Origin of the sequence: Citrobacter sp. MNAZ 1397, assembly GCF_023613995.1 — a bacterium.
GTDB classification, from domain to species: Bacteria; Pseudomonadota; Gammaproteobacteria; order Enterobacterales; family Enterobacteriaceae; genus Phytobacter; species Phytobacter ursingii.
On sequence record NZ_JAKIVH010000001.1, the window covers coordinates 2,577,251 to 2,602,465 of the forward strand.

Sequence of the window (25,215 nt, forward strand, 5' to 3'; positions counted from 1 at the left end):
TCTGAATAAGAGGAACAGTTTGAACATAGATACCCGTGAAGTAACCCTGACCCCCGCAGACAATGCTCGCCTGCTTAGCCTGTGTGGACCGTTTGATGACAATATCAAACAGTTAGAACGGCGACTGGGCATCGAGATTAACCGTCGCGATAATCACTTCAAACTCACCGGACGTACCATCTGTGTGAATGCTGCGGCAGACATTCTGCTCAGCCTTTATGTCGATACAGCCCCCATGCGCGGGCAAACTCAGGATATCGAACCGGAACAAATCCATCTGGCGATTAAAGAAGCCCGCGTGCTTGAGCAAAGCGCGGAGAGCGTGCCGGAGTATGGAAAAGCGGTCAATATCAAAACCAAACGCGGCGTGATCAAACCGCGTACGCCAAACCAGGCGCAGTACATCGCCAATATTCTGGATCATGACATCACCTTTGGCGTGGGTCCTGCGGGTACAGGTAAAACGTATCTGGCGGTTGCGGCGGCGGTGGATGCGCTGGAGCGTCAGGATGTTCGCCGTATTCTGCTGACCCGCCCTGCCGTAGAAGCCGGGGAAAAACTGGGCTTCCTCCCGGGTGATTTAAGCCAGAAAGTGGATCCCTACTTGCGGCCGCTTTACGACGCGCTGTTCGAGATGCTCGGCTTTGAAAAAGTTGAGAAGCTGATTGAGCGTAATGTCATTGAAGTTGCGCCGTTGGCCTATATGCGTGGTCGCACCTTAAATGACGCGTTTATCATTCTTGATGAGAGCCAGAACACCACCATCGAACAGATGAAGATGTTTCTGACTCGTATTGGTTTTAATTCCAAAGCGGTTATCACCGGCGACGTGACGCAGATTGACCTGCCACGTAATGTTAAGTCGGGCCTTCGCCACGCCATTGAAGTACTGGCGGAAGTTGAAGAAATCAGTTTTAACTTTTTCCATAGCGAAGACGTTGTCCGTCATCCTGTTGTCGCACGCATCGTGAATGCTTACGAAGCCTGGGAAGAGGCCGATCAAAAACGCCGGGCGGAACAGGCGGCCGAGCGTAAACGCGAAGCTCAGGAGCAGGAGCAAAAATGAGTCAGGTGATCCTAGATTTACAGCTGGCATGTGAAGAGAACGGCGGCTTGCCGGAAGAAGCCCAGTTTCAGCGCTGGCTGGACGCGGTCATTCCGCAATTCCAGGAAGAAGCGGAAGTGACTATCCGTCTGGTGGATGAGGCGGAAAGTCATGAGTTAAACCTGACTTACCGCGGGAAAGACAAGCCGACAAATGTGCTCTCTTTCCCGTTTGAAGCGCCGCCAGGGATCGAAATGCCGCTGCTGGGCGATCTGATCATTTGCCGCCAGGTGGTTGAGCAGGAAGCCAATGAACAGGGCAAACCGCTTGATGCGCACTGGGCGCATATGGTGATACACGGTAGCCTGCATCTGCTGGGCTACGACCACATTGAAGATGACGAAGCCGAAGAAATGGAAGGGCTCGAAACAGAGATAATGCTTGCTCTGGGGTATGAGGATCCGTACATTTCCGAGAAGGAGTAGTCTGTGCGGCAACCTATTGCCGTGCTGACAGAAAATGCTGCCGGGCGCTGAGTTTGCGCGTCCTGGCGACAGAACCACTAACATGAGAACCCATACGACGCCATGAGCGACGACCATTCACACAGTAGCGATATTACCAACAAGAAGGGATTCTTCTCCCTTTTACTCAGCCAACTTTTTCACGGCGAACCCAAAAACCGTGATGAGTTACTGGAGCTGATCCGTGATTCCGGGCAGAACGAGCTTATCGATCAGGATACGCGCGAAATGCTCGAAGGGGTAATGGACATCGCCGACCAGCGCGTTCGCGATATTATGATCCCCCGCTCGCAAATGATTACCCTGAAACGCAACCAAAGCCTTGATGAATGTCTTGACGTTATCATTGAGTCTGCACACTCGCGTTTTCCGGTAATCAGCGAAGATAAGGATCACATTGAAGGGATTTTGATGGCCAAAGACTTGCTGCCGTTTATGCGCAGCGATGCCGAAGCCTTCAGTATGGAAAAAGTGCTACGCCAGGCCGTAGTGGTTCCGGAAAGCAAACGGGTTGACCGGATGCTCAAAGAGTTTCGCTCCCAGCGTTACCACATGGCTATCGTGATTGACGAGTTCGGCGGCGTGTCGGGCCTTGTCACTATCGAAGATATTCTCGAACTTATCGTCGGCGAAATCGAAGACGAATATGACGACGAAGAAGATATCGATTTCCGCCAGCTCAGCCGTCATACCTGGACCGTACGCGCCCTTGCGTCTATCGAAGATTTCAACGAAACCTTCGGCACTCACTTTAGCGATGATGAAGTCGATACGATCGGCGGGCTGGTTATGCAGGCCTTCGGGCACCTGCCTGCGCGTGGGGAATCCATTGATATTGATGGTTACCAATTTAAAGTCGCCATGGCGGACAGTCGACGTATTATTCAGGTTCATGTAAGAATGCCGGACGATTCCCCCGTTCCGAAATTGGATGAGTAATGTAAATGGCATTTGCTCCACTGCTTGAACGCCAGCGCGTACGTCTGCTGCTGGCGCTACTCTTCGGAGCCAGCGGAACGCTGGCTTTTTCTCCTTACGATATCTGGCCTGCCGCGATTATCTCCCTTATGGGGCTGCAAGCGCTCACGCTTAACCGGCGTCCGGTGCAAGCCGCCTTGGTAGGTTACTTCTGGGGACTCGGCCTGTTTGGTTCCGGCATTCACTGGGTCTATGTCAGCATCGCACAATTCGGTGGAATGCCCGGCCCGGTCAATGTGTTCCTTGTGGTTCTGCTTGCCGCCTACCTTTCGCTCTATACCGGGCTGTTCGCCGGCGTGCTTTCGCGGTTGTGGCCCAAAACGACCTGGCTGCGCGTGGCGGTAGCGGCACCGGTTATCTGGCAACTGAGTGAGTTTTTGCGCGGCTGGGTACTGACGGGCTTCCCATGGCTGCAGTTTGGTTACAGCCAGATTGACGGGCCACTGAAAGGTCTTGCGCCAGTATTAGGCGTTGATGCCATTACCTTCCTGTTGATGTCGGTAAGCGGTTTGCTGGTCCTGGCGGCGGTGAAACGCTGCTGGCGTCCTTTCATCGTGGCGCTGGTGCTCTTTGCTCTGCCCTTCCCGCTGCGCTATATCCAGTGGTATCAGCTGCTGCCGGAAAGAACGACACAGGTATCTCTGGTACAAGGCAATATTCCGCAAGCGCTCAAGTGGGATGAAGGTCAGTTACTCGATACGCTGAAAATCTACCTCAATGCCAGCCAGCCGGCGTTGGGTAAATCACAGCTCATCATCTGGCCAGAATCTGCCATTTCCGATCTCGAAATCAACCAGCAGCCTTTCCTGGGCATGATGGATGATTTGATGCGCAAGAATGACAGTACGCTTATCACCGGGATTGTGGATGCCCGTCTCAACCAGCAAAACCGTTACGACACCTACAACACTATCATCACGCTGGGCAAAGACAGCGCATACAGCTATAGCTCCGCCGATCGCTATAACAAAAATCACCTGGTGCCCTTTGGTGAGTTTGTCCCGCTGGAATCTATCCTGCGTCCGCTGGCGCCGTTCTTTGACCTGCCGATGTCTTCATTCAGTCGCGGATCATACATTCAGCCTCCGCTGTCTGCGCACGGTTACAAACTGACGCCGGCTATCTGTTACGAAATCATCCTCGGCGAGCAGGTGCGTGATAACTTCCGTCCGGATACTGATTTCCTGCTGACCATCTCGAATGATGCCTGGTTTGGCAAATCAATCGGCCCATGGCAACACTTCCAGATGGCGCGGATGCGCTCGCTGGAACTGGCGCGCCCGTTGCTGCGTAGCACTAATAACGGCATTACGGCGGTGATTGGGCCAACCGGCGAGATCCAGGCGATGTTACCGCAGTTCACCCGGCAGGTCCTGACCGCTAACGTCACCCCAACCTCAGGTCTGACGCCTTATGCCCGCATGGGTAACTGGCCTCTGTGGGTTCTGACCGCGCTGCTCGGTTTTGGCGCGCTGATCATGAGCCTAAGGCAACGCCGCACGTCATGACGCCTTTTGCGCCCTCTTTCTGACCAGAGAGGGCGCTTTTGCCAACTTTCCCTCAAATGCCATTTCTGGCACATCAATTGCAAAATAAACCTAAGTAACGGCGATTTTCCCCGATGTGTGAATAACGCGCACTATGACGGATCGCATACAGCACCAAAGTGGTGCAATGGGAGATTTTTGCCTTCAAACGGTGCGGTATACTTCGCAAAAACAAACAATACAGCAGCAAAATCTTTACATTAAGCCAAACTAAATGCTAACAAACGCATACAACACTGCACGCATTTGCAGCAGGATATAACAAACACAACACTCACAATGGGTATCAATGCGTCTCTGGCGCGACGATAAAGGAGTTGGATATGCAATTACGTAAACTGGCCACAGCAATGCTGGTTATGGGAATGTCTGCGGGTCTGGCGCATGCCGCTGATGAGGCTAAACCTGCCGACGCGGCAGCAGCCCCGGCAGAAGCGCAACAGCCCACGCTGGAAAAAATTGCCAAAAACGGCGTGATCGTGGTCGGACACCGTGAATCTTCCGTACCGTTCTCCTATTACGACAACGAACAAAAAGTTGTGGGTTACTCTCAGGACTACTCCAACGCTATCGTTGAAGCGGTGAAGAAAAAACTCAATAAGCCTGACCTGCAAGTCAAACTGATCCCCATTACCTCACAAAACCGTATTCCGCTGCTGCAAAACGGCACCTTCGATTTCGAATGCGGTTCGACCACCAACAACCTGGAACGTCAGAAACAGGCTGCTTTCTCTGACACTATCTTTGTGGTCGGTACACGTCTGCTGGTCAAAAAAGGCGGCGATATTAAAGATTTCCCGGATCTGAAAGGCAAAGCGGTGGTGGTGACCTCCGGTACCACCTCTGAGATCCTGCTGCACAAGCTGAATGACGAACAGAAAATGGACATGCGCATCATCAGCGCTAAAGACCATGGTGACTCTTTCCGTACCCTGGAAAGTGGTCGGGCAGTGGCCTTTATGATGGATGACGCTCTGCTTGCGGGTGAACGTGCGAAAGCGAAGAAAGCAGATAACTGGGATATCGTGGGCAAACCGCAATCACAGGAAGCTTACGGCTGCATGCTGCGTAAGGGCGATACAGAGTTCAAAAAGCTGATGGATGACACCATCGCTCAGGCGCAAACCTCCGGCCAAGCGGAGAAATGGTTTGATAAATGGTTCAAAAACCCGATTCCGCCGAAAAACCTGAACCTCAATTTCGCGCTCTCTGACGAAATGAAAGCACTGTTCAAAGAACCGAATGATAAGGCGCTGAACTAATTAACAAAAATAATACACGCATCCATTAATGTTGTATCCAGGCTGCGACTAAGCGGATCCCCAAAGGCGCCAACATATCAGGGTCGGGGATACGTCAAAGCAGCCAGCGCAAAGCGACATCGTGGATGAAGTGTAGTCAGGGGCGGGATATCCAGCCCTCTCGATTGTTGAAGCAGCACGGACAGACTATACGTTGAATGGTCGTTCCCCATTCGACGCGAACACAAGCTCTTCGCACAATCTTCGAGGGTAGCGCTGCTACCCTTTTTTTTCTGGAGTAGATTTATGTCCATAGACTGGAACTGGGGAATTTTCCTGCAACAAGCCCCGTTCGGCAACACAACCTATCTTGGCTGGCTGTGGAGTGGTTTTCAGGTCACAATCGCGCTGTCGATCACTGCCTGGATCATCGCTTTCCTGGTTGGCTCCCTGTTTGGTATTCTGCGAACCGTTCCCAATCGTATCCTGTCCGGTATCGGCACGTGCTACGTAGAGCTGTTCCGTAACGTCCCGCTGATCGTGCAATTCTTTACCTGGTATCTGGTGGTACCGGAACTGCTGCCGGAAAACATCGGCATGTGGTTCAAATCCGAACTGGATCCCAACATCCAATTCTTTGTCTCTTCGATGGTCTGCCTTGGCCTGTTCACTGCGGCACGCGTCTGCGAGCAGGTTCGTGCGGCGATTCAGTCGTTACCTCGTGGGCAGAAAAACGCGGGGCTGGCCATGGGGCTGACGCTGCCGCAAACATACCGCTATGTCCTGTTGCCGAATGCGTATCGCGTCATTGTCCCGCCGATGACCTCGGAGATGATGAACCTCGTAAAAAACTCCGCCATCGCGTCCACTATCGGGCTGGTGGATATGGCGGCGCAGGCCGGTAAGCTACTGGACTACTCGGCACACGCCTGGGAGTCGTTTACCGCCATTACCGTCGCGTATGTATTAATTAACACCTTCATTATGTTGGTGATGAATCTGGTAGAACGCAAAATTCGCCTGCCGGGCAATATGGGGGGCAAATAATGTACGAGTTTGACTGGAGTTCAATCATCCCTTCCCTTCCTTATCTGCTGGCAGGGCTGGTTATTACAGTAAAGATTACCGTGACGGCCATTATTGTCGGGATTGTCTGGGGGACGCTGTTGGCGGTAATGCGCTTGTCCAGCTTTGCCCCCATTGCCTGGTTTGCGAAGGCCTATGTGAACGTATTCCGTTCCATCCCCCTGGTTATGGTGCTGCTGTGGTTCTATTTGATTGTGCCTGGACTGCTGCAAAACGTGCTGGGCCTGTCGCCCAAATCGGATATTCGCCTGATATCGGCAATGGTGGCGTTTTCTATGTTCGAGGCTGCCTACTATTCTGAGATCATCCGTGCCGGTATTCAGAGTATTTCTCGCGGGCAGTCAAGCGCGGCGCTGGCGCTGGGGATGACCCACTGGCAATCGATGAAGTTGATCATTCTGCCGCAGGCGTTCCGGGCGATGGTACCGCTGCTCCTGACCCAGGGGATTGTCCTGTTCCAGGATACCTCACTGGTCTATGTATTGAGCCTCGCGGACTTCTTCCGCACCGCTTCCACTATTGGCGAACGTGACGGGACACAAGTTGAGATGATCCTGTTTGCCGGCGCCGTCTATTTTGCTATTAGCTTGAGTGCATCGTTGTTGGTCAGCTATTTGAAGAAAAGGACAGTTTAATGATTACCCTGAAAAATGTTTCTAAATGGTATGGTCACTTTCAGGTGCTGACCGACTGCTCCACGGAAGTGAAAAAAGGCGAGGTGGTGGTCGTATGTGGTCCATCGGGTTCAGGCAAATCAACCCTGATCAAAACGGTGAACGGCCTTGAGCCAGTGCAGAAAGGGGAAATTATTGTCAACGGCACCACCGTTAACGATAAAAAGACCAATCTGGCCAGGCTGCGTTCTCATGTCGGGATGGTGTTCCAGCATTTCGAACTGTTCCCGCATCTGTCGATTATTGAGAACCTGACGCTGGCGCAGATCAAAGTGCTGAATCGCGATAAAACCGCTGCGCGCGAGAAAGGGCTCAAACTGCTGGATCGCGTTGGCTTATCTGCCCATGCCAATAAATTTCCGGCACAGCTTTCCGGTGGCCAGCAGCAACGTGTGGCGATTGCCCGCGCGCTGTGTATGGATCCGGTTGCCATGCTGTTTGATGAACCGACATCTGCCCTTGACCCGGAAATGATTAACGAGGTGCTGGACGTTATGGTTGAGCTGGCTAACGAGGGTATGACCATGATGGTGGTCACCCACGAGATGGGCTTTGCTCGTAAAGTGGCGCACCGGGTTATCTTTATGGATGAAGGGAAAATCGTGGAAGATTCGGCGAAAGAAGAGTTTTTCGCCAATCCAAAATCTGAACGTGCAAAAGACTTCCTCGCCAAAATCCTGCATTAATCAATCCGACGCGCATTCCTCAGAATGCGCGTCTCATCACGCTTTGTGGTTTCACTTCTCGTCTGATTTACAGCAACGTTTTAACCTTGCCGCACAGTAATGCTAACAAGGAGTTACTATGGTTCAGCCCATCATTCTTGATTGCGATCCGGGTCATGATGACGCAATCGCAATTGTTCTTGCCCTCGCCTCGCCCGAACTCGATGTAAAAGCCATCACCTCATCAGCGGGTAACCAGACACCGGAAAAAACTCTGCATAATGTGCTGCGTATGCTTACTCTGCTCAAGCGTAGTGATATCCCGGTGGCGGGCGGCGCCGTCAAACCTCTGATGCGCGAGCTTATCATCGCCGATAACGTGCATGGGGAAAGTGGTCTGGACGGCCCTGCGCTGCCAGAACCCGCTTTTGCGCCACAGGTATGCACCGCCGTGGAACTGATGGCAAAGGTACTGCGTGAAAGTCCTGTTCCGCTCACTATCGTGTCGACCGGCCCACAAACTAACGTAGCCCTGCTGCTAAACAGCCACCCGGAATTGCACAGCAAAATCAACCGTATTGTGATTATGGGTGGTGCGATGTCCCTCGGAAACTGGACGCCAGCGGCGGAATTTAATATCTACGTCGACCCGGAAGCCGCCGAAATTGTCTTCCAGTCGGGTATTCCGGTGGTAATGGCGGGGCTGGATGTCACCCATCGCGCGCAAATTCATGTGCAGGACATCGAACGCTTCCGTGCTATCGGCAACCCTATTTCCACTATCGTTGCCGAGCTGCTCGACTTCTTTATGGAGTACCATAAGCAGGAAAAATGGGGGTTTGTCGGCGCGCCGTTGCACGACCCATGTACTATCGCCTGGCTGCTGAAACCGGACCTTTTCTCCACCGTGGAACGCTGGGTGGGGGTGGAAACGCAGGGCAAATATACCCAGGGAATGACGGTGGTCGATTACTATTTCCTGACGGGAAATAAACCGAATGCCACCGTCATGGTCGATGTTGATCGTGAGGCGTTTGTGGACCTGTTGGCGGAACGGTTAGCGTTTTATCACTGAGTCAACCCCGGCGGCGCTTCGCTTGGCCGGGCTACAAGCGACAGGTAGCCCGGCCAAGCGAAGCGCCGCCGGGAATGCCAATTACGGCTCAAACGGTCTACGCTGGAACTGGTCATGACCGCATTTCGGACACAGCGGCAGCACCTCCGGCGTATAAATCGCCAGATGAAAGTGACATTTCTCACACACCAGGTTACCAAGCCCCACCACTTCGCCACTGTGGTAAATTCCGTGATGATTAAGATCCTGAAATACCTCACGCCACTCCAGCTGCGTTTTATCGGTGATATCCGCCAGTTCCTGCCATAAACTCTCTTTGATAACTCGCATAAATACGCTGTCGGTGACATCGTCATGGCTTTCTTCATAACTACGAGCGAACTCTTCCAGATCGCGGCGTACCGCACGCGTGAGCTCTTCGATTTCAGTACGCGTTAGCTCCCCGGTCTGGCTTACGCGTTGACGTGCCTGGGCTACCAGTGCGTCGATATCCCTTTCGCCATTACGTAGCCGCTCGGTCAATGACGCAACCAGTTCGCGATAATATTGAGCAACCTTGTTCATTGTTTCCTCTCCCGGGCAGTTAACCTGTTCTAATAATAGACGTTATTTCCCGCTGACTTTGTCAATTACCCCACAGAGTTCGTAAATTCTCGTCGGGGGCTTTTCGCAGGCTAAATGTGCGAAAGGCTGTTGTGACGAAGTCGTTTGGGCTATGCTATGCGGATCTGAAAAACCACGTAAAACGCTACATTTGTAGCTGTATCGCAAATACAGGACCACTGGCTGCCATGCAAGAGCAATACCGCCCGGAAGAGATAGAATCCAACGTCCAGCTTCACTGGGAAGAGAAGCGTACCTTCGAAGTAACTGAAGACGAGAGCAAAGAAAAATATTACTGCCTGTCGATGCTTCCCTATCCTTCTGGCCGACTACACATGGGCCATGTGCGTAACTACACCATCGGTGATGTCATTTCCCGTTATCAGCGAATGCTCGGTAAGAATGTACTGCAGCCGATTGGCTGGGATGCGTTCGGTCTGCCGGCAGAAGGTGCGGCGGTGAAGAACAACACGGCCCCGGCGCCGTGGACGTACGACAACATCGCCTACATGAAAAACCAGCTCAAAATGCTGGGCTTCGGCTATGACTGGAGCCGCGAGCTGGCGACCTGCACCCCGGAATATTACCGCTGGGAACAGAAGTTCTTCACTGAACTGTATAAAAAAGGCCTGGTGTATAAGAAAACCTCTGCAGTGAACTGGTGCCCGAATGATCAGACCGTTCTCGCGAATGAGCAGGTTATTGATGGCTGCTGCTGGCGCTGCGACACCAAGGTTGAGCGTAAAGAGATCCCGCAGTGGTTTATCAAAATCACCGCCTATGCCGAAGAATTGCTCAACGACCTGGATCATATGGATCAGTGGCCTGACACGGTGAAAACCATGCAGCGCAACTGGATTGGCCGTTCTGAAGGCGTTGAAATCACTTTCAACGTAAACGGTTATGACAAAACGCTGACTGTTTACACCACCCGCCCGGACACCTTTATGGGTGCCACTTACCTGGCGGTAGCTGCCGGTCACCCGCTGGCGCAGAAAGCGGCGGCAACCAATTCTGAACTTGCAGCCTTTATCGATGAATGCCGTAGTACCAAAGTGGCCGAAGCAGATATGGCGACCATGGAGAAAAAAGGCGTCGATACCGGCTTTAAAGCGGTTCACCCATTAACTGGCGAAGAAATTCCAGTCTGGGCGGCAAACTTTGTACTGATGGAATACGGCACAGGTGCCGTAATGGCCGTTCCGGGTCATGACCAACGCGACTATGAATTTGCCAGCAAATACAACCTGCCGATCAAAGCGGTCATCCTGGCAGCAGACGGCTCTGAACCCGATCTGTCAGAACAGGCATTAACCGAAAAAGGCACCCTGTTTAACTCTGGCGAATTCAGCGGCCTGAGTTTTGAAGACGGCTTCAACGCGATTGCCGACAAACTGGCGGCTCAGGGCGTTGGCGAGCGTAAAGTGAACTACCGCCTGCGCGACTGGGGCGTTTCCCGTCAGCGTTACTGGGGCGCACCGATCCCGATGGTGACGCTGGAAGACGGTACCGTGATCCCAACACCAGAAGATCAGATCCCGGTGATTCTGCCGGAAGATGTGGTCATGGACGGCATCACCAGCCCGATCAAAGCCGATCCTGAGTGGGCAAAAACCACCGTTAACGGCCAGCCTGCGCTGAGAGAGACCGATACGTTTGATACCTTTATGGAGTCCTCCTGGTACTACGCGCGTTACACCTGCCCGCAATATCAGGAAGGCATGCTGGACTCGAAAGCGGCGAACTACTGGCTGCCGGTTGACATCTATATCGGTGGTATCGAACACGCCATTATGCACCTGCTCTACTTCCGCTTCTTCCACAAGCTGATGCGCGATGCCGGAATGGTGAACTCTGACGAACCGGCAAAACAGCTGCTGTGTCAGGGTATGGTGCTGGCAGATGCCTTCTATTATGTCGGTGAGAATGGCGAACGTAACTGGGTTTCACCAAAAGACGCTATCGTTGAGCGCGACGAGAAAGGCCGTATTATTAAGGCAAAAGACGCGGCAGGCCATGAGCTGGTCTATACCGGCATGAGCAAAATGTCTAAGTCGAAAAACAACGGTATCGATCCGCAGGAAATGGTGGAACGTTACGGTGCAGACACCGTGCGTCTGTTTATGATGTTCGCTTCGCCAGCGGATATGACGCTGGAATGGCAGGAGTCCGGCGTGGAAGGGGCAAACCGCTTCCTGAAACGTGTCTGGAAACTGGCTTATGAACATAAAGCGCTCGGCCCGGTTGTGGCGCTGGATACCCACGCACTGAGCGAAGACCAGCAGGCGCTGCGCCGTGATGTTCATAAAACTATCGCTAAAGTTACCGATGATATTGGTCGTCGTCAGACCTTCAATACTGCGATAGCGGCGATTATGGAATTGATGAACAAACTGGCGAAGGCACCGACAGCGGGCGAGCAGGATCGTGCTCTGCTGCAGGAAGCGCTGCTGGCGGTTGTCCGTATGCTTAATCCGTTCACTCCGCACGCAAGCTTTACCCTGTGGAAAGAACTGGGCGGCGAAGGCGATATCGATAACGCGCCGTGGCCGGTTGCAGACGACGCGGCGATGGTCGAAAACACCACGCTGGTTGTTGTGCAGGTTAACGGTAAAGTGCGCGGTAAAATCACCGTTGCCGTTGACGCGACCGAAGAACAGGTCCGTGAGCGTGCAGGCCAGGAACCGCTGGTTGCAAAATATCTTGATGGCGTTACCGTGCGTAAAGTGATTTACGTACCCGGTAAACTGCTTAATCTGGTCGTTGGCTAAGCGCGGGAGGAAGCGTGCGATATCTGGCAACATGGTTGTTATCCCTGGCGGTGCTTCTCACCGCCGGATGCGGCTGGCACTTGCGCAATACGGCGCAGGTGCCAGGCAATATGAACACAATGATCTTCGACTCCGCAGATCCTAACGGTCCTCTTAGTCGTGCTGTACGTAATCAGTTGCGTCTGAACGGCGTGCAACTGGTGGAGAAAGGCTCATTGCGTAAGGATGTGCCTTCCCTTCGCCTTGGTACTATGTCTCTCGCACGTGATACCGCGTCTATTTTCCAGGACGGGCGTACTGCTGAGTATCAGTTAGTGCTGACAGTTGACGCCACCGTGCTGATTCCGGGCCATGATATCTACCCCATTAATACCCGGGTGTATCGCTCGTTCTTTGATAACCCGCAGACAGCGCTGGCGAAAGATGCCGAACAGGACATCATCCTCCAGGAAATGTACGACAAAGCAGCGGAACAGTTGATCCGTAAACTGCCTAGCGTACAGGCGGCAGATAACGAGAAAAACCCGTCGTCCTCGCGTCCCGCAGCGAAACCGGGTAGCTAATGCTCAAGCTGTATCCGGAACAACTCCGCGCGCAGCTCAATGAAGGGCTGCGCGCGGCGTATTTATTGCTGGGGAATGACCCTCTTTTATTGCAGGAAAGCCATGACGCCGTACGTCAGGCTGCCTTCGCACAAGACTTCACCGAACATCACGCTTTCATCATTGATGCCAGCACGGACTGGGATGCGATCTACGCTATCTGTCAGGCACTGAGCCTGTTTGCCAGCCGTCAGATCCTGTCATTACAGCTGCCGGAAAATGGGCCTAACGCCGCGCTTAATGAACGCCTCGCCCTGTTGGTGAGTCTGCTTCATGACGATCTGATATTGATTGTGCGTGGAAATAAGCTGACCCGGGCACAGGAAAACGCCGCCTGGTATACTGCTCTGGCTAATCGCAGCGTTTCGGTCAGTTGTCAAACCCCGGAGCAGGCCAATCTACCTCGCTGGATTGCCGCGCGCGCGAAGCAGAACAATCTGCAACTGGATGACGCCGCCAGTCAGCTGCTTTGCTACTGCTACGAAGGCAACTTGCTGGCCGCCTCGCAGGCGCTGGAAAGACTGGCGCTGCTGTTCCCGGACGGTAAATTGACGCTACCGCGCGTGGAGCAGGCCGTTAACGATGCCGCTCACTTTACGCCCTTTCACTGGGTAGACGCCCTGCTTGCCGGAAAAAGTAAGCGCGCGCTTCATATATTGCATCAACTTAAACTTGAAGCCAGTGAACCGGTTATCCTGCTGCGTACCCTCCAGCGTGAGTTGACGTTACTGGTGACGCTAAAACGACAGTCTGCCCATACGCCGCTGCGTTCGCTGTTTGATAAACATCGGGTCTGGCAAAATCGGCGCGGCATTATCGGTGAAGCGCTACAGCGTCTGAGCAATGAGCAATTGCGCCAGGCTGTACATCTGCTTACGCGTATTGAATTAATCGTGAAACAGGATTTTGGTCAGTCGGTGTGGGCGGAGCTGGAAGGACTTTCTCTGCTACTCTGTCATAAGGCACTGGCAGACGTTTTTATTGATGGTTGATATGAATCAGTTGCAGGCACTTTTTGGCGGTACTTTTGATCCTGTTCACTACGGGCACCTGAAGCCGGTCGAAGCGCTGGCAAACCAGATTGGGCTGTCACGCGTCATTATCATGCCCAATAACGTGCCTCCCCATCGCCCACAGCCTGAGGCGACGAGTGAACAGCGTAAAGCCATGGTGGAACTGGCTATCAACGACAAACCGCTTTTTACCCTTGATGAGCGCGAACTGCGGCGTGAAAGCCCTTCGTACACGGCGCAAACCTTGCATGCATGGCGAGAAGAGCAAGGGCCAACGCGCTCGCTGGCCTTCATTATTGGTCAGGATTCGCTGCTGACATTTCCGACATGGCACCACTATGAAACCATTCTGAACAACAGCCATTTAATTGTCTGCCGCCGTCCTGGCTACCCGTTAGCCATGGAAAATGAGGCCGATCAGCAGTGGCTGGAAGACCATCTGACACATAACGCAGATGATTTACATACTCTTCCTGCCGGGAAAATTTATTTAGCGGAAACGCCGTGGTTCAACATTTCCGCCACGCTCATCCGTGAAAGGCTGGAAAAAGGCGAGAATTGCGATGACCTGCTTCCCGCCTCGGTGCTCAATTATATTAATCAGCACGGCCTCTATCGCTGAGCACATCATCCAGCGCCGCAATCAACCGATCGTTTTCTGACGCGCTACGCACCGCAACACGGTAGTAGCGCGCATCAAGCCCCGGATAATTTGCACAACTACGAATCAAAATGTGCTGTTGGAGCAGTGCCTGCTGCAGGTCAATGCCCGTATCACAGCGCAGGAACAGATAGTTCGCCACCCCCGGCCAGACGGACAGCCCTGGCATATTTTCCAGGGCCTGGCGCAAACGCGGACGTTCCCTGTTGAGCCATTCCCAGGTTTCTTTTTGATACGCGCTATCGTTTAAGACCACCTCCCCCGCCAGTGCCGCAAAGGCATTAATAGACCAGGGCATCTGCTGCTCGCGCATACGAGCGACAGCATGGGTGTTACTGCTGAGCAAATATCCCAGCCGCAACCCCGGAATAGCATAAAATTTGGTCAGGGAACGCAGCACCCAAATATGCCGGTTTTCAGCGAGATGGGGGATAAATCCCTCGCGATCGCTCAGGAAATCCATAAAGGCTTCATCCAGCACCAGAGTAATACCGAGCTGCCTGCAGCGCGCGGCAATGTCATACATCAGTGAAGCATCCGGCAACAGGCCCGTGGGATTGTTGGGCGTACAGAGGAACAGGCAGTCAACACCGCCCGTAAGCGCATCAAGAATGGCCTCCGTTATCTGCCAGCCATCTTCTTCACGCAACGCATAATCGACAATATCGCACCCTGAAAGCTGCAAGGCGCGACGATATTCGGCAAACCCGGGGGTGACGAGCATCACCCGGCGCGGCAAAAGACCTTTTACCAGTGTAAATATCGATTCGGTTTCACCGTTGCCCGCGAGGATCCAGTCGGCGGGAACCTGATGATGCGCGGCAAGTGCCTGATGTAATTGCTGGTAATCGGGATCCGGGTAACGCTCAGCCACTGCAACGTTATTCAGTAGCACCTGTTTCAATGACGCTGGCATTCCTGCCGGGTTGATATTCGCACTGAAATCCAACAAATCCTCGGCTGAAACCCCCACCATAGCAGCGGCCTCACGGATATTGCCGCCGTGCGCGCTGTGAAATAAAGCCATCTTCTGCTCCGGGCAAAAACGCTATTTTAATCGAAAATCCACCAGGAATAAGGGCGTAATGATAAACTTCGGCAGAAAACCGCACGGGAGAAAACAATGCGACTCTGGTTGATTCGACATGGCGAAACCGAAGCAAATGTTGCAGGGCTTTACAGTGGTCACTCACCCACTCCGTTAACCGCCAGGGGGATTGCACAGGCGCAAACGCTCCATCACCTGCTACGCGAAGTGCCTTTCGACCGGGTGATCTGTAGCGAACTCGAACGTGCGCAGCACACGGCAAGACTGGTCCTGAACGATCGCAACATCGTTCAACACTCAACGCCGTTGCTCAATGAGATGTTTTTTGGTGACTGGGAGATGCGCCACCACCGGGACCTGACACGAGAAGATCCGCAGAGCTATGCCGCGTGGTGCGCCGACTGGCAAAATGCCGTTCCTACCAATGGCGAGGGTTTTCAGGCGTTTTCCGCGCGTGTACAAGACTTTATCCGTCAGATTCCCCTCTGGGGACCGGCGGAAAATTTACTGATCGTCAGCCATCAGGGCGTATTGAGCCTGCTCATCGCCAGTTTACTTAAGATGCCGGCGGCATCGTTATGGCATTTTCGTGTGGATCAAGGTACCTGGAGCGTAATTGATATCCATGATGATTTTTCCACGTTGCGTGTCCTCAATAGCCGCGCGGTGTGGCAAGCAGAGGATTAACGACCGTTTTTTCATCCGGCACGCCTCTCCCGCGAGTCTGGTCATTGACACACACGGACAGGCTGCTATCCTCCGCACCGCTATCTACGGCCTTGCAGAAATTGTTTTACAAAAATGGCGATGCAATCTCACTCATGGGGTGGGATGATAGCCCACTTTTTAAAAGCCAGGGTCGGACATTTGTCCCGACAAAGGTCGCAGTTCAGGTATAATGTCAGGCCATTTATTTACACCATTTTCACGTACACCCCAGGGGGAACACTTGCAGGGTAAAGCACTCCAGGATTTTGTAATCGACAAAATTGATGACCTGAAAGGTCAGGACATCGTCGCACTCGACGTTCACGGCAAATCCAGTATCACCGACTGTATGATAATCTGCACCGGCACATCCACTCGCCACGTCACGTCCATCGCGGATCATGTGGTTCAGGAATCCCGTGCCGCAGGTATGCTCCCACTGGGTGTGGAAGGTGAAAATGCTGCCGACTGGATCGTCGTAGACCTGGGTGATGTTATCGTCCACGTAATGCAGGAAGAGAGTCGCCGCCTGTATGAACTGGAAAAACTCTGGGGTTAATGCGTGAAGTTGCAACTGGTAGCCGTCGGCACAAAAATGCCGGACTGGGTACAAACCGGGTTTACTGAATATCTGCGTCGTTTCCCGAAGGATATGCCTTTTGAGCTGGTAGAAATCCCGGCGGGCAAGCGTGGAAAGAACGCAGATATCAAGCGTATTCTCGACAAAGAGGGTGAACTGATGCTTGCTGCGGCAGGTAAAAATCGGATCGTCACCCTTGATATCCCCGGTAAACCCTGGGATACGCCGCAGCTGGCAAATGAGCTGGAACGCTGGAAACAGGATGGACGTGATGTCAGCCTGCTCATCGGCGGTCCGGAAGGGTTATCCCCCGCCTGTAAAGCTGCGGCAGAACAAAGCTGGTCACTCTCTGCGCTGACGCTTCCTCACCCGCTAGTGCGAGTGCTGGTTGCGGAAAGTTTATATCGCGCATGGAGTATCACGACCAACCATCCTTATCATCGTGAGTAATGACCACCAGGTAAACTAAGCAGCGGATGAAATTACAGAATTCTTTTCGCGACTATTCGGCTGAGTCTGCGCTGTTTGTGCGCCGGGCCCTTGTCGCTTTTGCAGGGATTTTGCTGCTCACCGGCGTGCTCATCGCCAACCTTTATAATCTGCAAATTGTTCGTCATGCTGACTACCAGACGCGTTCTAACGAGAACCGCATCAAACTGGTCCCTATTCCGCCAAGTCGCGGCATTATCTATGATCGCAACGGCACGCCGCTGGCGCTGAACCGCACAATCTATCAGATTGAGATGATGCCGGAAAAAGTCGATAACGTTGAGCAAACACTCAATGCGTTGCGTGACGTGGTGGATCTGACGGATGAGGACATTGCCAACTTCAAAAAGGAGCGCTCCCGCTCCCATCGCTTCACCTCGATTCCGGTCAAAGCCAACCTGAATGAAGTGCAGGTGGCGCGCTTCGCGGTCAATCAGTATCGGTTCCCTGGCGTGGAAGTAAAAGGCTATAAGCGCCGTTACTATCCGTTCGGCTCGGCGCTGACACACGTGATCGGCTACGTATCTAAAATAAACGATAAAGACGTCGAACGACTGGATAAAGAAGGCAAACTGGCAAACTACGCGGCCACGCATGACATTGGTAAACTCGGCATCGAGCGCTATTACGAAGATGTGTTGCATGGACAAACCGGTTACGAAGAGGTTGAAGTTAACAACCGCGGGCGCGTTATTCGCCAGTTAAAAGAAGTCCCACCGCAAGCCGGGCATGACATCTACCTGACGCTGGATTTGAAACTGCAGCAATATATTGAAACTCTGCTGCAGGGGAGCCGTGCGGCGGTCGTGGTGACCGACCCGCGCAATGGCGCCATTCTCGCGCTGGTCTCAACGCCGAGCTATGACCCGAACCTGTTTGTCGACGGTATCTCCAGCAAGGATTATACCGCGCTGCTCAATGATCCGAACACACCGCTGGTTAACCGCGCCACGCAAGGGGTTTACCCGCCTGCATCAACGGTGAAACCCTATGTTGCCGTTTCAGCGCTGAGCGCCGGGGTAATCACCCGGAACACCACCCTTTTCGACCCAGGCTGGTGGCAACTGCCGGGTTCAGAAAAACGTTATCGTGACTGGAAAAAATGGGGGCATGGCCGCCTGAATGTCACCAAATCGCTGGAAGAGTCTGCAGATACCTTCTTCTATCAGGTCGCCTACGACATGGGTATTGACCGACTTGCCGAGTGGCTAACCAAGTTTGGTTACGGTCAATATACCGGTATCGACCTGGCTGAAGAGCGCTCGGGTAATATGCCCACGCGCGAATGGAAGCTTAAACGCTTTAAGAAACCGTGGTATCAGGGGGACACGATCCCCGTCGGGATTGGCCAGGGTTACTGGACCGCAACGCCCGTACAAATGAATAAAGCAATGATGACGCTGATTAACGACGGCGTTGTCAAAGTGCCGCACTTATTAATGAGCACGATGGAAGACGGTAAACAGGTTCCCTGGCAACAGCCGGCGCAAAAACAGGTTGGCGATGTACACTCCGGCTTCTGGGAAATCGCCAAAGATGGGATGTATGGCGTGGCAAACCGCCCCAACGGTACCGGACATAAATATTTCGCCGGTTCACCTTACAAAGTCGCGGCGAAATCCGGTACAGCCCAGGTCTTCGGACTGAAAGCTAACGAAACCTATAATGCGCATCGCATCGCCGAACGTCTGCGTGACCATAAGCTGATGACGGCATTTGCACCTTACGATAATCCCCAGGTTGCAGTGGCAATGATTCTGGAAAACGGCGGTGCCGGCCCTGCGGTGGGTACAATTATGCGCCAAATCCTCGACCATATCATGCTTGGCGATAACAATACTGATTTGCCGTCGGAAAACCCGGCATCAACAGCGGCAGAGGACCAATAATCATGACGGATAATCCGAACAAAAAATCGTTCTGGGATAAAATCCATATCGATCCCGCCTTCTTGCTGATTGTGCTGGCGCTGTTGTTCTATAGCGCGATGGTTATCTGGAGCGCCAGCGGCCAGGATATCGGCATGACGGAGCGTAAGGTCGGTCAGATAGCCATGGGCCTAATCGCCATGGTTGTGCTGGCGCAGGTTCCCCCTCGCGTCTATGAAGGCTGGGCACCCTATCTTTATGTTTTTTGCGTCATCCTGCTGGTCGCCGTTGATGCTTTCGGGGCGATCTCCAAAGGTGCCCAACGCTGGCTTGATTTAGGGGTAGTGCGTTTCCAGCCATCTGAAATTGCGAAAATCGCCGTACCGCTAATGGTGGCGCGTTTTATCAACCGTGATGTATGTCCGCCATCATTGAAAAACACCGCCATTGCGCTGGTGCTGATATTTATGCCAACGCTGCTGGTAGCCGCTCAGCCCGACCTCGGTACCGCTATTCTTATCGCCATGTCCGGTCTTTTCGTGCTGTTTTTATCCGGCCTGAGCTGGCGCCTCATCTTAGTGGCCGTGCTCCTGATAGCGGCGTTTATTCCCATATTATGGTTCTTCCTGATGCACGATTATCAGCGCCAGCGCGTCATGATGTTGCTCGATCCGGAAACCGATCCGCTCGGCGCGGGCTATCATATTATTCAGTCAAAAATCGCCATCGGCTCCGGCGGGTTGCAGGGTAAAGGCTGGTTGCACGGCACGCAGTCGCAGCTGGAGTTTTTGCCAGAACGCCACACCGACTTTATCTTTGCCGTACTTGCCGAAGAGTTGGGGCTGATTGGTATCTTGATCCTGCTCGGGCTTTATGTACTGCTGATCATGCGCGGCTTATGGATTGCCGCGCGCGCGCAAACCACCTTTGGCCGAGTCATGGCGGGGGGTTTGATGTTGATTTTATTCGTTTATGTATTCGTAAATATTGGTATGGTGAGTGGTATCCTGCCGGTGGTGGGCGTACCGTTGCCACTGGTGAGTTATGGGGGCTCTGCCCTGATTGTACTGATGGCGGGGTTTGGTATCGTGATGTCGATTCATACCCACAGGAAGATGTTATCAAAAAGCGTATAAGGGGTGCGCAATGCGTAAGCAATGGCCAGGTGTCTGTATAGCAGCAGTATTGCTGGCGTCATGTTCAAGTGATGATGGTCAGCAAAAGACGATGGTTGCGCCGCCTACTCCGGTGTGCAACGGTCCGGTCGTTGAAATCAGCGGTGCGGAGCCTCGTTTTGAAACGCCGAATCCTTCGGCAAACCAGGATTACGAGCGCGACGGCAAAAGCTACAAAATTGTCCAGAATCCTTCGCAGTTCAGTCAGGCAGGATTTGCCGCTATTTATGATGCGGAACCGGGGAGTAATTTAACCGCGACGGGAGAAGCGTTCGATCCGTTACAACTGACCGCCGCTCACCCAACGCTGCCTGTTCCGAGTTATGCTCGTATCACTAACCTGGCCAATGGCCGCATGGTGGTGGTTCGCATTAACGATCGTGGCCCTTATGGCAACGATCGCGTGATCTCATTGTCGCGTGCGGCGGCCGATCGCCTGAATACGTCGAACAATACCAAAGTGCGCATCGACCCGATCATTGTGGCGCAGGACGGTTCCATGTCCGGTCCGGGAACGGTTTGTACCACTATCGCGAAGCAAACCTATGCCCTGCCGGCACTCCCGGATTTGAACGGCAATGGCGCGTCACAACCGCAACCTGCTCCTGATAACGTGCGCATGATCAGCAATTCGACGCTGAAAGGTGACGAAAACACAAAGCCAGTAAGTAGCGGCGGTTTCCTGGGTGCGCCGACGCCGCTGCATGCAGGCGTACTTGAGGGCAGCGAACCTGCTGCGCCTGCTGTGACGACGCAAACCACACCACCCGTGATCGCTGCGCCCGTGGCCACCCCGGCACCGGCAACGCGCACCGCTCCTGTAACGGCACCGATCACCGCGCCAGGTTCCGTACAAGGCCACGTTGCGACATCCGCGGCGTCGGCTGCGGCAAGCGGAAGTTATATGGTGCAGGTTGGTGCAGTCAGCGATCAAACCCGCGCGCAGCAGTACCAGCAGCGCCTGGCCCAGCAATTTTCTGTGCCGGGCCGGGTGGTGCAAAACGGCGCGGTGTGGCGTATCCAGCTCGGGCCTTTTAGCAATAAATCAGACGCCAGTGCCTTGCAACAGCGTCTGCAAAATGAAGCGCAGTTACAGTCTTTTGTAACCAACGCGCAATAACAGATTTGGCATCTGACTTTGTCAACCACTGTAAACAGCATTAACAAAGTCATGCGGAAAGTCGGATGCCTGTCAGAATAGCTTTTGCTATAGTAGGGCACTTTTTTTAACTCCATCACGGATGTCGTTGTTCAGACCATGAAGACCACTCTCTCCGTTCGTTTCGTACAGCGCCTGGCGCTCACCACGGCACTGACTGCCGCCACCCTCGGCACAGCCCATGCTGATGACCTCAATATAAAGACCATGATTCCTGGCGCGCCACAGATTGATGCCGAATCCTGGATCCTCATCGATTACAACTCCGGCAAGGTGTTGACTGAACAGAACGCCGATTCGCGTCGCGATCCGGCCAGCCTGACGAAAATGATGACCAGCTACGTCATCGGCCAGGCAATGAAAGCGGGGAAATTCAAAGATAGCGATCTGGTCACTATCGGCAATGACGCGTGGGCAACCGGCAACCCGGTGTTCCGTGGCTCTTCTCTGATGTTCCTGAAACCGGGTATGCAAGTTCCGGTTTCACAACTCATCCGTGGTATCAACTTGCAGTCTGGTAACGACGCCTGTGTGGCGATGGCAGATTATGTTGCTGGCAGCCAGGACGCGTTTGTCGGTCTGATGAATAACTACGTTAACGCGCTTGGCCTGCAGAACTCCCACTTCCAGACTGTTCATGGTCTGGATGCTGAGGGGCAATACAGCTCCGCACGTGACATGGCCCTGATTGGCCAGGCGCTGATTCGTGATGTACCAAACGAATACTCCATCTACAAAGAGAAAGAGTTCACCTTTAACGGTATCCGCCAGACCAACCGTAACGGCCTGCTGTGGGATAACAGTCTGAATGTCGACGGTATTAAAACCGGTCATACGGACAAAGCGGGTTACAACCTGGTGGCCTCTGCAACCGAAGGCCAGATGCGCCTGATCTCCGCAGTTATGGGCGGCAGAACGTTCAAAGGGCGTGAAGCCGAAAGTAAAAAACTGCTGACATGGGGTTTCCGTTTCTTCGAAACCGTGAGTCCGCTGAAAGCAGGCAAAGAATTCGCCTCAGAACCAGCCTGGTTCGGTGACAACGATCGCGCTTCGCTGGGTGTTGATAAAGACGTCTATCTGACTATCCCACGTGGCCGTATGAAAGATCTGAAGGCGAGTTATGTGTTAACCACCAGTGAACTGCACGCGCCGTTGCAGAAAAATCAGGTGGTCGGCACCATTAACTTCCAACTGGACGGCAAAACTATCGAACAACGTCCTCTGGTCGTGCTGCAGGAAATCCAGGAAGGGAATTTCTTCGGTAAAATCATCGACTATATCAAGCTGATGTTCCATCACTGGTTCGGCTAAAAAACGAACACTTGAAAGTGTGATTTCCGTCCCCATATACTAAGCATCTCAAAAACTCCTGCCCTTTCGGCAGGAGTTATTATTTTTACGCCGGAGCTGACATGAAAACCAATCTCAAAGAACTGCTTGAATTCCCGACTCCCTTTACTTACAAAGTGATGGGACTGGCGAAACCAGAGCTGGTTGATCTGGTGGTTGAAGTGGTACAGCGCCATGCGCCCGGTGATTACTCTCCGCAGGTAAAACCGAGCAGCAAAGGCAATTACCACTCGGTATCCATCACCATCACCGCCACGCATATTGAGCAAGTTGAGACCCTGTACGAAGAACTGGGCAACATTGAAATTGTTCGTATGGTGCTGTAATTAAGCAGGTGTTACCGGGCCGCTGGTCGGGTAACACTCTCTCTGTGATATAATCCCCTCACCTTTTCTTCTCCCGGAGATGCTGTTTTGTCTCAGGATACAATCCTAATCCGTAACCTTGGCCTGCAGCCCTACGACCCTGTGTCTGAGGCAATGCATGAATTCACGGAAACCCGCACCGAGAGCACGCCTGACGAAATCTGGCTGGTTGAACATAACCCGGTCTTTACTCAGGGACAGGCAGGTAAAGCTGAGCATGTACTCTCCCCCGGTGATATTCCGGTGATACAAAGCGATCGTGGCGGCCAGGTCACCTATCATGGTCCTGGTCAGCAGGTCATGTACATATTAATAAACCTCAAGCGTCGTAAACTTGGCGTCCGTGAACTTGTCACTGTGATGGAACAAACTGTCATCGATACACTGGCGGAATGGGGTATTGAAGCTCGTGCGCGCGCCGATGCTCCGGGTGTTTATGTGCAGGATAAAAAGATCTGTTCGCTGGGGTTACGCATTCGTAAAGGTTGCTCATTTCATGGCCTGGCGCTGAATATCGCGATGGATCTAACCCCTTTTTTACGCATCAATCCATGTGGGTATGCTGGAATGGAAATGACGCAAGTTAAACATTTCTTGCCTGATGCCAATATGGACAAAATAAGACCTGTGCTTATTAGTCATCTTTTAGCACAGCTAAACAATCCGCCACATATATATACCGCTACTTAATATATGATGTATAACGGCTTGCTTTTTAAGCAAGTCGTTATTTATTTCCCCCAGTTATACTTTACAACCGCAGTTCTCTTCTCTATTTTCAAAATACCTGCCTGATCCGGTTAATTCGCAACGCGTGGCACATTTGCTGCGACGTCGAATTGCGCATAGCCGGATTAAATTTAAGCTTAATGCCCTGCATCATGCTGAAAACCATCCATAATGATGATATGTGAAGAAAAATCAGCTTAAATTACACATCACCATAAATAATAAATTCAACTATCATTCATATTGTGAATGATTACGGAGTACAAGCGTGGATTATAATAACCTGTCGGAACAGAAAATAGCCGAGCGACCCGAAGATGATAAACCACAAATCTTCAGAACGTTACGCAATATTGACCTCAATTTATTGACCATCTTTGAGGCAGTATATGTACACAAAGGGATTGTGAATGCCGCGCGAGTGCTTAACCTGACGCCATCCGCAATTAGTCAATCCATTCAAAAATTACGAACAATATTCCCCGATCCGCTTTTTATTCGCAAAGGCCAGGGCGTGACGCCAACCGCCTATGCTTCGCATTTGCATGAGTATATTAGCCAGGGTCTGGAGTCGATTCTCGGTGCGCTGGATCTGACCGGTAGTTATGATAAACAACGAACTATCACCATCGGTACCCCCCCTTCGCTGGGCGCGATTGTCATTCCCGTTATCTGGCAGGCTATCAAAGAGAGCGCACCGCATCTGGTGATGCGCAATATCCCTATCCATGATGCCGAAAACCAACTCAGTCAGTTCCAGACCGATCTCATCATCGACACCAATATCCCGACAGCCCGCACCCTGAGCCATCATGCACTGTATACTGATCGGTTGATGCTGGTTTGTCGCGAAGGGCACCCCTGCCTGCGCGCGACCATCAATGAAGATGTCCTGCAACACTATGAACACACCTTATTGATGCTAGAGGGACAAAACCTGAGTGCGTTGCGTCAGCGTGTTCAGGATCTGTTCCCTGAACGTCAGGTCAGCTTTAGCAGTTACAATATGTTTACTATCGCAGCACTGATTGGTAACAGTGATATGTTAGGGCTGATGCCAACTCGCCTGTTCAAGCTGTTTAGCGCGTGCTGGCCTCTGGTAGAAATTGATTTTCCGCCGGTCAGTAACGAAAGACTGGACGTTTCTCTGTATTACAACAAGTTAAGCCTGCGTGACCCGGTACTTGAAAACGTTATCAACGTTATTCGCCGGGCTTTCTGAAATCCGCATCAGCCTGGCAAAACGGCTAATCCTCATT

The 25,215-nt window shown here is 52.7% G+C and carries 25 protein-coding genes; 23 read left to right on the forward strand and 2 right to left on the reverse strand.

Going from position 1 to position 25,215, the window contains the following annotated elements:
* The first annotated feature begins 19 nt into the window (after window positions 1–19).
* From L2097_RS12105 to rihA, 9 genes are all read left to right on the forward strand, one after another.
* Window positions 20–1,066 (forward strand): PhoH family protein, encoded by a 1,047-nt coding sequence (locus tag L2097_RS12105; RefSeq protein WP_047371269.1) that lies wholly within the window; start codon window positions 20–22, stop codon window positions 1,064–1,066.
* Complete coding sequence (gene ybeY, locus L2097_RS12110; RefSeq protein ID WP_047371270.1) at window positions 1,063–1,530, forward strand: rRNA maturation RNase YbeY; 468 nt, start codon at window positions 1,063–1,065, stop codon at window positions 1,528–1,530. The genes L2097_RS12105 and ybeY overlap by 4 nt, the downstream gene beginning before the upstream one ends.
* A 102-nt stretch (window positions 1,531–1,632) precedes the next feature.
* Window positions 1,633–2,508 carry a CNNM family magnesium/cobalt transport protein CorC gene (gene corC, locus L2097_RS12115; protein ID WP_250352887.1) on the forward strand — a complete coding sequence of 292 codons (876 nt, stop codon included), beginning with the start codon at window positions 1,633–1,635 and terminating at the stop codon, window positions 2,506–2,508.
* 5 nt (window positions 2,509–2,513) lie between these two features.
* A complete protein-coding gene (gene lnt, locus L2097_RS12120) occupies window positions 2,514–4,055 on the forward strand; it encodes an apolipoprotein N-acyltransferase (protein ID WP_250352888.1) in 1,542 nt (513 codons plus the stop codon).
* Window positions 4,056–4,417: 362 nt separating this feature from the next.
* On the forward strand, window positions 4,418–5,356 hold the full coding sequence (locus tag L2097_RS12125; protein WP_047371273.1) for an amino acid ABC transporter substrate-binding protein: 939 nt from the start codon (window positions 4,418–4,420) through the stop codon (window positions 5,354–5,356).
* 285 nt (window positions 5,357–5,641) lie between these two features.
* Window positions 5,642–6,382 carry an amino acid ABC transporter permease gene (locus L2097_RS12130; RefSeq protein WP_047371274.1) on the forward strand — a complete coding sequence of 247 codons (741 nt, stop codon included), beginning with the start codon at window positions 5,642–5,644 and terminating at the stop codon, window positions 6,380–6,382.
* Entirely contained in the window at window positions 6,382–7,056 is a 675-nt protein-coding gene (gene gltK / locus L2097_RS12135) for a glutamate/aspartate ABC transporter permease GltK (RefSeq protein ID WP_047371275.1), read from the forward strand. Before L2097_RS12130 ends, gltK begins: the two co-directional genes overlap by 1 nt.
* Window positions 7,056–7,781, forward strand: a complete 726-nt coding sequence (locus tag L2097_RS12140) for an amino acid ABC transporter ATP-binding protein (RefSeq protein WP_047371276.1) — start codon at window positions 7,056–7,058, stop codon at window positions 7,779–7,781. Before gltK ends, L2097_RS12140 begins: the two co-directional genes overlap by 1 nt.
* Before the next feature lie 118 nt (window positions 7,782–7,899).
* Window positions 7,900–8,835 carry a pyrimidine-specific ribonucleoside hydrolase RihA gene (gene rihA, locus L2097_RS12145; RefSeq protein ID WP_250352889.1) on the forward strand — a complete coding sequence of 312 codons (936 nt, stop codon included), beginning with the start codon at window positions 7,900–7,902 and terminating at the stop codon, window positions 8,833–8,835.
* Window positions 8,836–8,916: 81 nt separating this feature from the next.
* Here the strand turns inward: rihA and L2097_RS12150 are convergent, their stop codons facing one another.
* The gene (locus tag L2097_RS12150) at window positions 8,917–9,399 is read right to left on the reverse strand and encodes a zinc ribbon-containing protein (protein ID WP_250352890.1); all 483 of its coding nucleotides are present in this window, start codon (window positions 9,397–9,399) and stop codon (window positions 8,917–8,919) included.
* 227 nt (window positions 9,400–9,626) lie between these two features.
* Here L2097_RS12150 and leuS point away from each other — a divergent pair, with 227 nt between their 5' ends.
* The 4 genes from leuS to nadD are packed head-to-tail and all read left to right on the forward strand — an operon-like array spanning window position 9,627 to window position 14,446.
* Window positions 9,627–12,209, forward strand: coding sequence for a leucine--tRNA ligase (leuS, locus tag L2097_RS12155; RefSeq protein WP_229222026.1), 2,583 nt, complete (start codon window positions 9,627–9,629; stop codon window positions 12,207–12,209).
* 14 nt (window positions 12,210–12,223) lie between these two features.
* On the forward strand, window positions 12,224–12,772 hold the full coding sequence (lptE, locus tag L2097_RS12160; RefSeq protein WP_085006238.1) for an LPS assembly lipoprotein LptE: 549 nt from the start codon (window positions 12,224–12,226) through the stop codon (window positions 12,770–12,772).
* Window positions 12,772–13,803, forward strand: a complete 1,032-nt coding sequence (gene holA, locus L2097_RS12165) for a DNA polymerase III subunit delta (protein WP_047371281.1) — start codon at window positions 12,772–12,774, stop codon at window positions 13,801–13,803. Before lptE ends, holA begins: the two co-directional genes overlap by 1 nt.
* A 1-nt stretch (window position 13,804) precedes the next feature.
* On the forward strand, window positions 13,805–14,446 hold the full coding sequence (gene nadD / locus L2097_RS12170) for a nicotinate-nucleotide adenylyltransferase (RefSeq protein WP_250353164.1): 642 nt from the start codon (window positions 13,805–13,807) through the stop codon (window positions 14,444–14,446).
* Here nadD and cobD read toward each other — a convergent pair.
* Window positions 14,421–15,512 carry a threonine-phosphate decarboxylase CobD gene (gene cobD / locus L2097_RS12175; protein ID WP_250352891.1) on the reverse strand — a complete coding sequence of 364 codons (1,092 nt, stop codon included), beginning with the start codon at window positions 15,510–15,512 and terminating at the stop codon, window positions 14,421–14,423. The two genes, nadD and cobD, sit on opposite strands and share 26 nt — an antisense overlap.
* 96 nt (window positions 15,513–15,608) lie before the next feature.
* Between cobD and L2097_RS12180 the strand changes: the two genes are divergently transcribed.
* The 10 genes from L2097_RS12180 (at window position 15,609) to L2097_RS12225 (ending at window position 25,178) form a co-directional block, all read left to right on the forward strand.
* A complete protein-coding gene (locus L2097_RS12180) occupies window positions 15,609–16,220 on the forward strand; it encodes an adenosylcobalamin/alpha-ribazole phosphatase (protein WP_047371284.1) in 612 nt (203 codons plus the stop codon).
* 262 nt (window positions 16,221–16,482) lie between these two features.
* Complete coding sequence (rsfS, locus tag L2097_RS12185; protein WP_047371285.1) at window positions 16,483–16,800, forward strand: ribosome silencing factor; 318 nt, start codon at window positions 16,483–16,485, stop codon at window positions 16,798–16,800.
* A 3-nt stretch (window positions 16,801–16,803) separates the two neighbouring features.
* A complete protein-coding gene (rlmH, locus tag L2097_RS12190; protein WP_041852135.1) occupies window positions 16,804–17,271 on the forward strand; it encodes a 23S rRNA (pseudouridine(1915)-N(3))-methyltransferase RlmH in 468 nt (155 codons plus the stop codon).
* 26 nt (window positions 17,272–17,297) lie between these two features.
* Window positions 17,298–19,199, forward strand: coding sequence for a peptidoglycan DD-transpeptidase MrdA (gene mrdA / locus L2097_RS12195; RefSeq protein WP_047371286.1), 1,902 nt, complete (start codon window positions 17,298–17,300; stop codon window positions 19,197–19,199).
* A gap of 2 nt (window positions 19,200–19,201) precedes the next feature.
* Window positions 19,202–20,314, forward strand: a complete 1,113-nt coding sequence (gene mrdB, locus L2097_RS12200) for a peptidoglycan glycosyltransferase MrdB (RefSeq protein WP_047371287.1) — start codon at window positions 19,202–19,204, stop codon at window positions 20,312–20,314.
* A 10-nt stretch (window positions 20,315–20,324) separates the two neighbouring features.
* Window positions 20,325–21,473, forward strand: coding sequence for an endolytic peptidoglycan transglycosylase RlpA (rlpA, locus tag L2097_RS12205; protein WP_250352892.1), 1,149 nt, complete (start codon window positions 20,325–20,327; stop codon window positions 21,471–21,473).
* Between the two features lie 138 nt (window positions 21,474–21,611).
* Window positions 21,612–22,823 carry a D-alanyl-D-alanine carboxypeptidase DacA gene (dacA, locus tag L2097_RS12210; RefSeq protein WP_047371289.1) on the forward strand — a complete coding sequence of 404 codons (1,212 nt, stop codon included), beginning with the start codon at window positions 21,612–21,614 and terminating at the stop codon, window positions 22,821–22,823.
* 101 nt (window positions 22,824–22,924) lie between these two features.
* Window positions 22,925–23,188 (forward strand): DUF493 family protein YbeD, encoded by a 264-nt coding sequence (gene ybeD, locus L2097_RS12215; protein WP_007373847.1) that lies wholly within the window; start codon window positions 22,925–22,927, stop codon window positions 23,186–23,188.
* 87 nt (window positions 23,189–23,275) lie between these two features.
* Complete coding sequence (lipB, locus tag L2097_RS12220) at window positions 23,276–23,917, forward strand: lipoyl(octanoyl) transferase LipB (protein ID WP_250352893.1); 642 nt, start codon at window positions 23,276–23,278, stop codon at window positions 23,915–23,917.
* A gap of 307 nt (window positions 23,918–24,224) precedes the next feature.
* Complete coding sequence (locus L2097_RS12225; protein WP_047371291.1) at window positions 24,225–25,178, forward strand: YbeF family transcriptional regulator; 954 nt, start codon at window positions 24,225–24,227, stop codon at window positions 25,176–25,178.
* The last annotated feature ends 37 nt before the right edge of the window (window positions 25,179–25,215 follow it).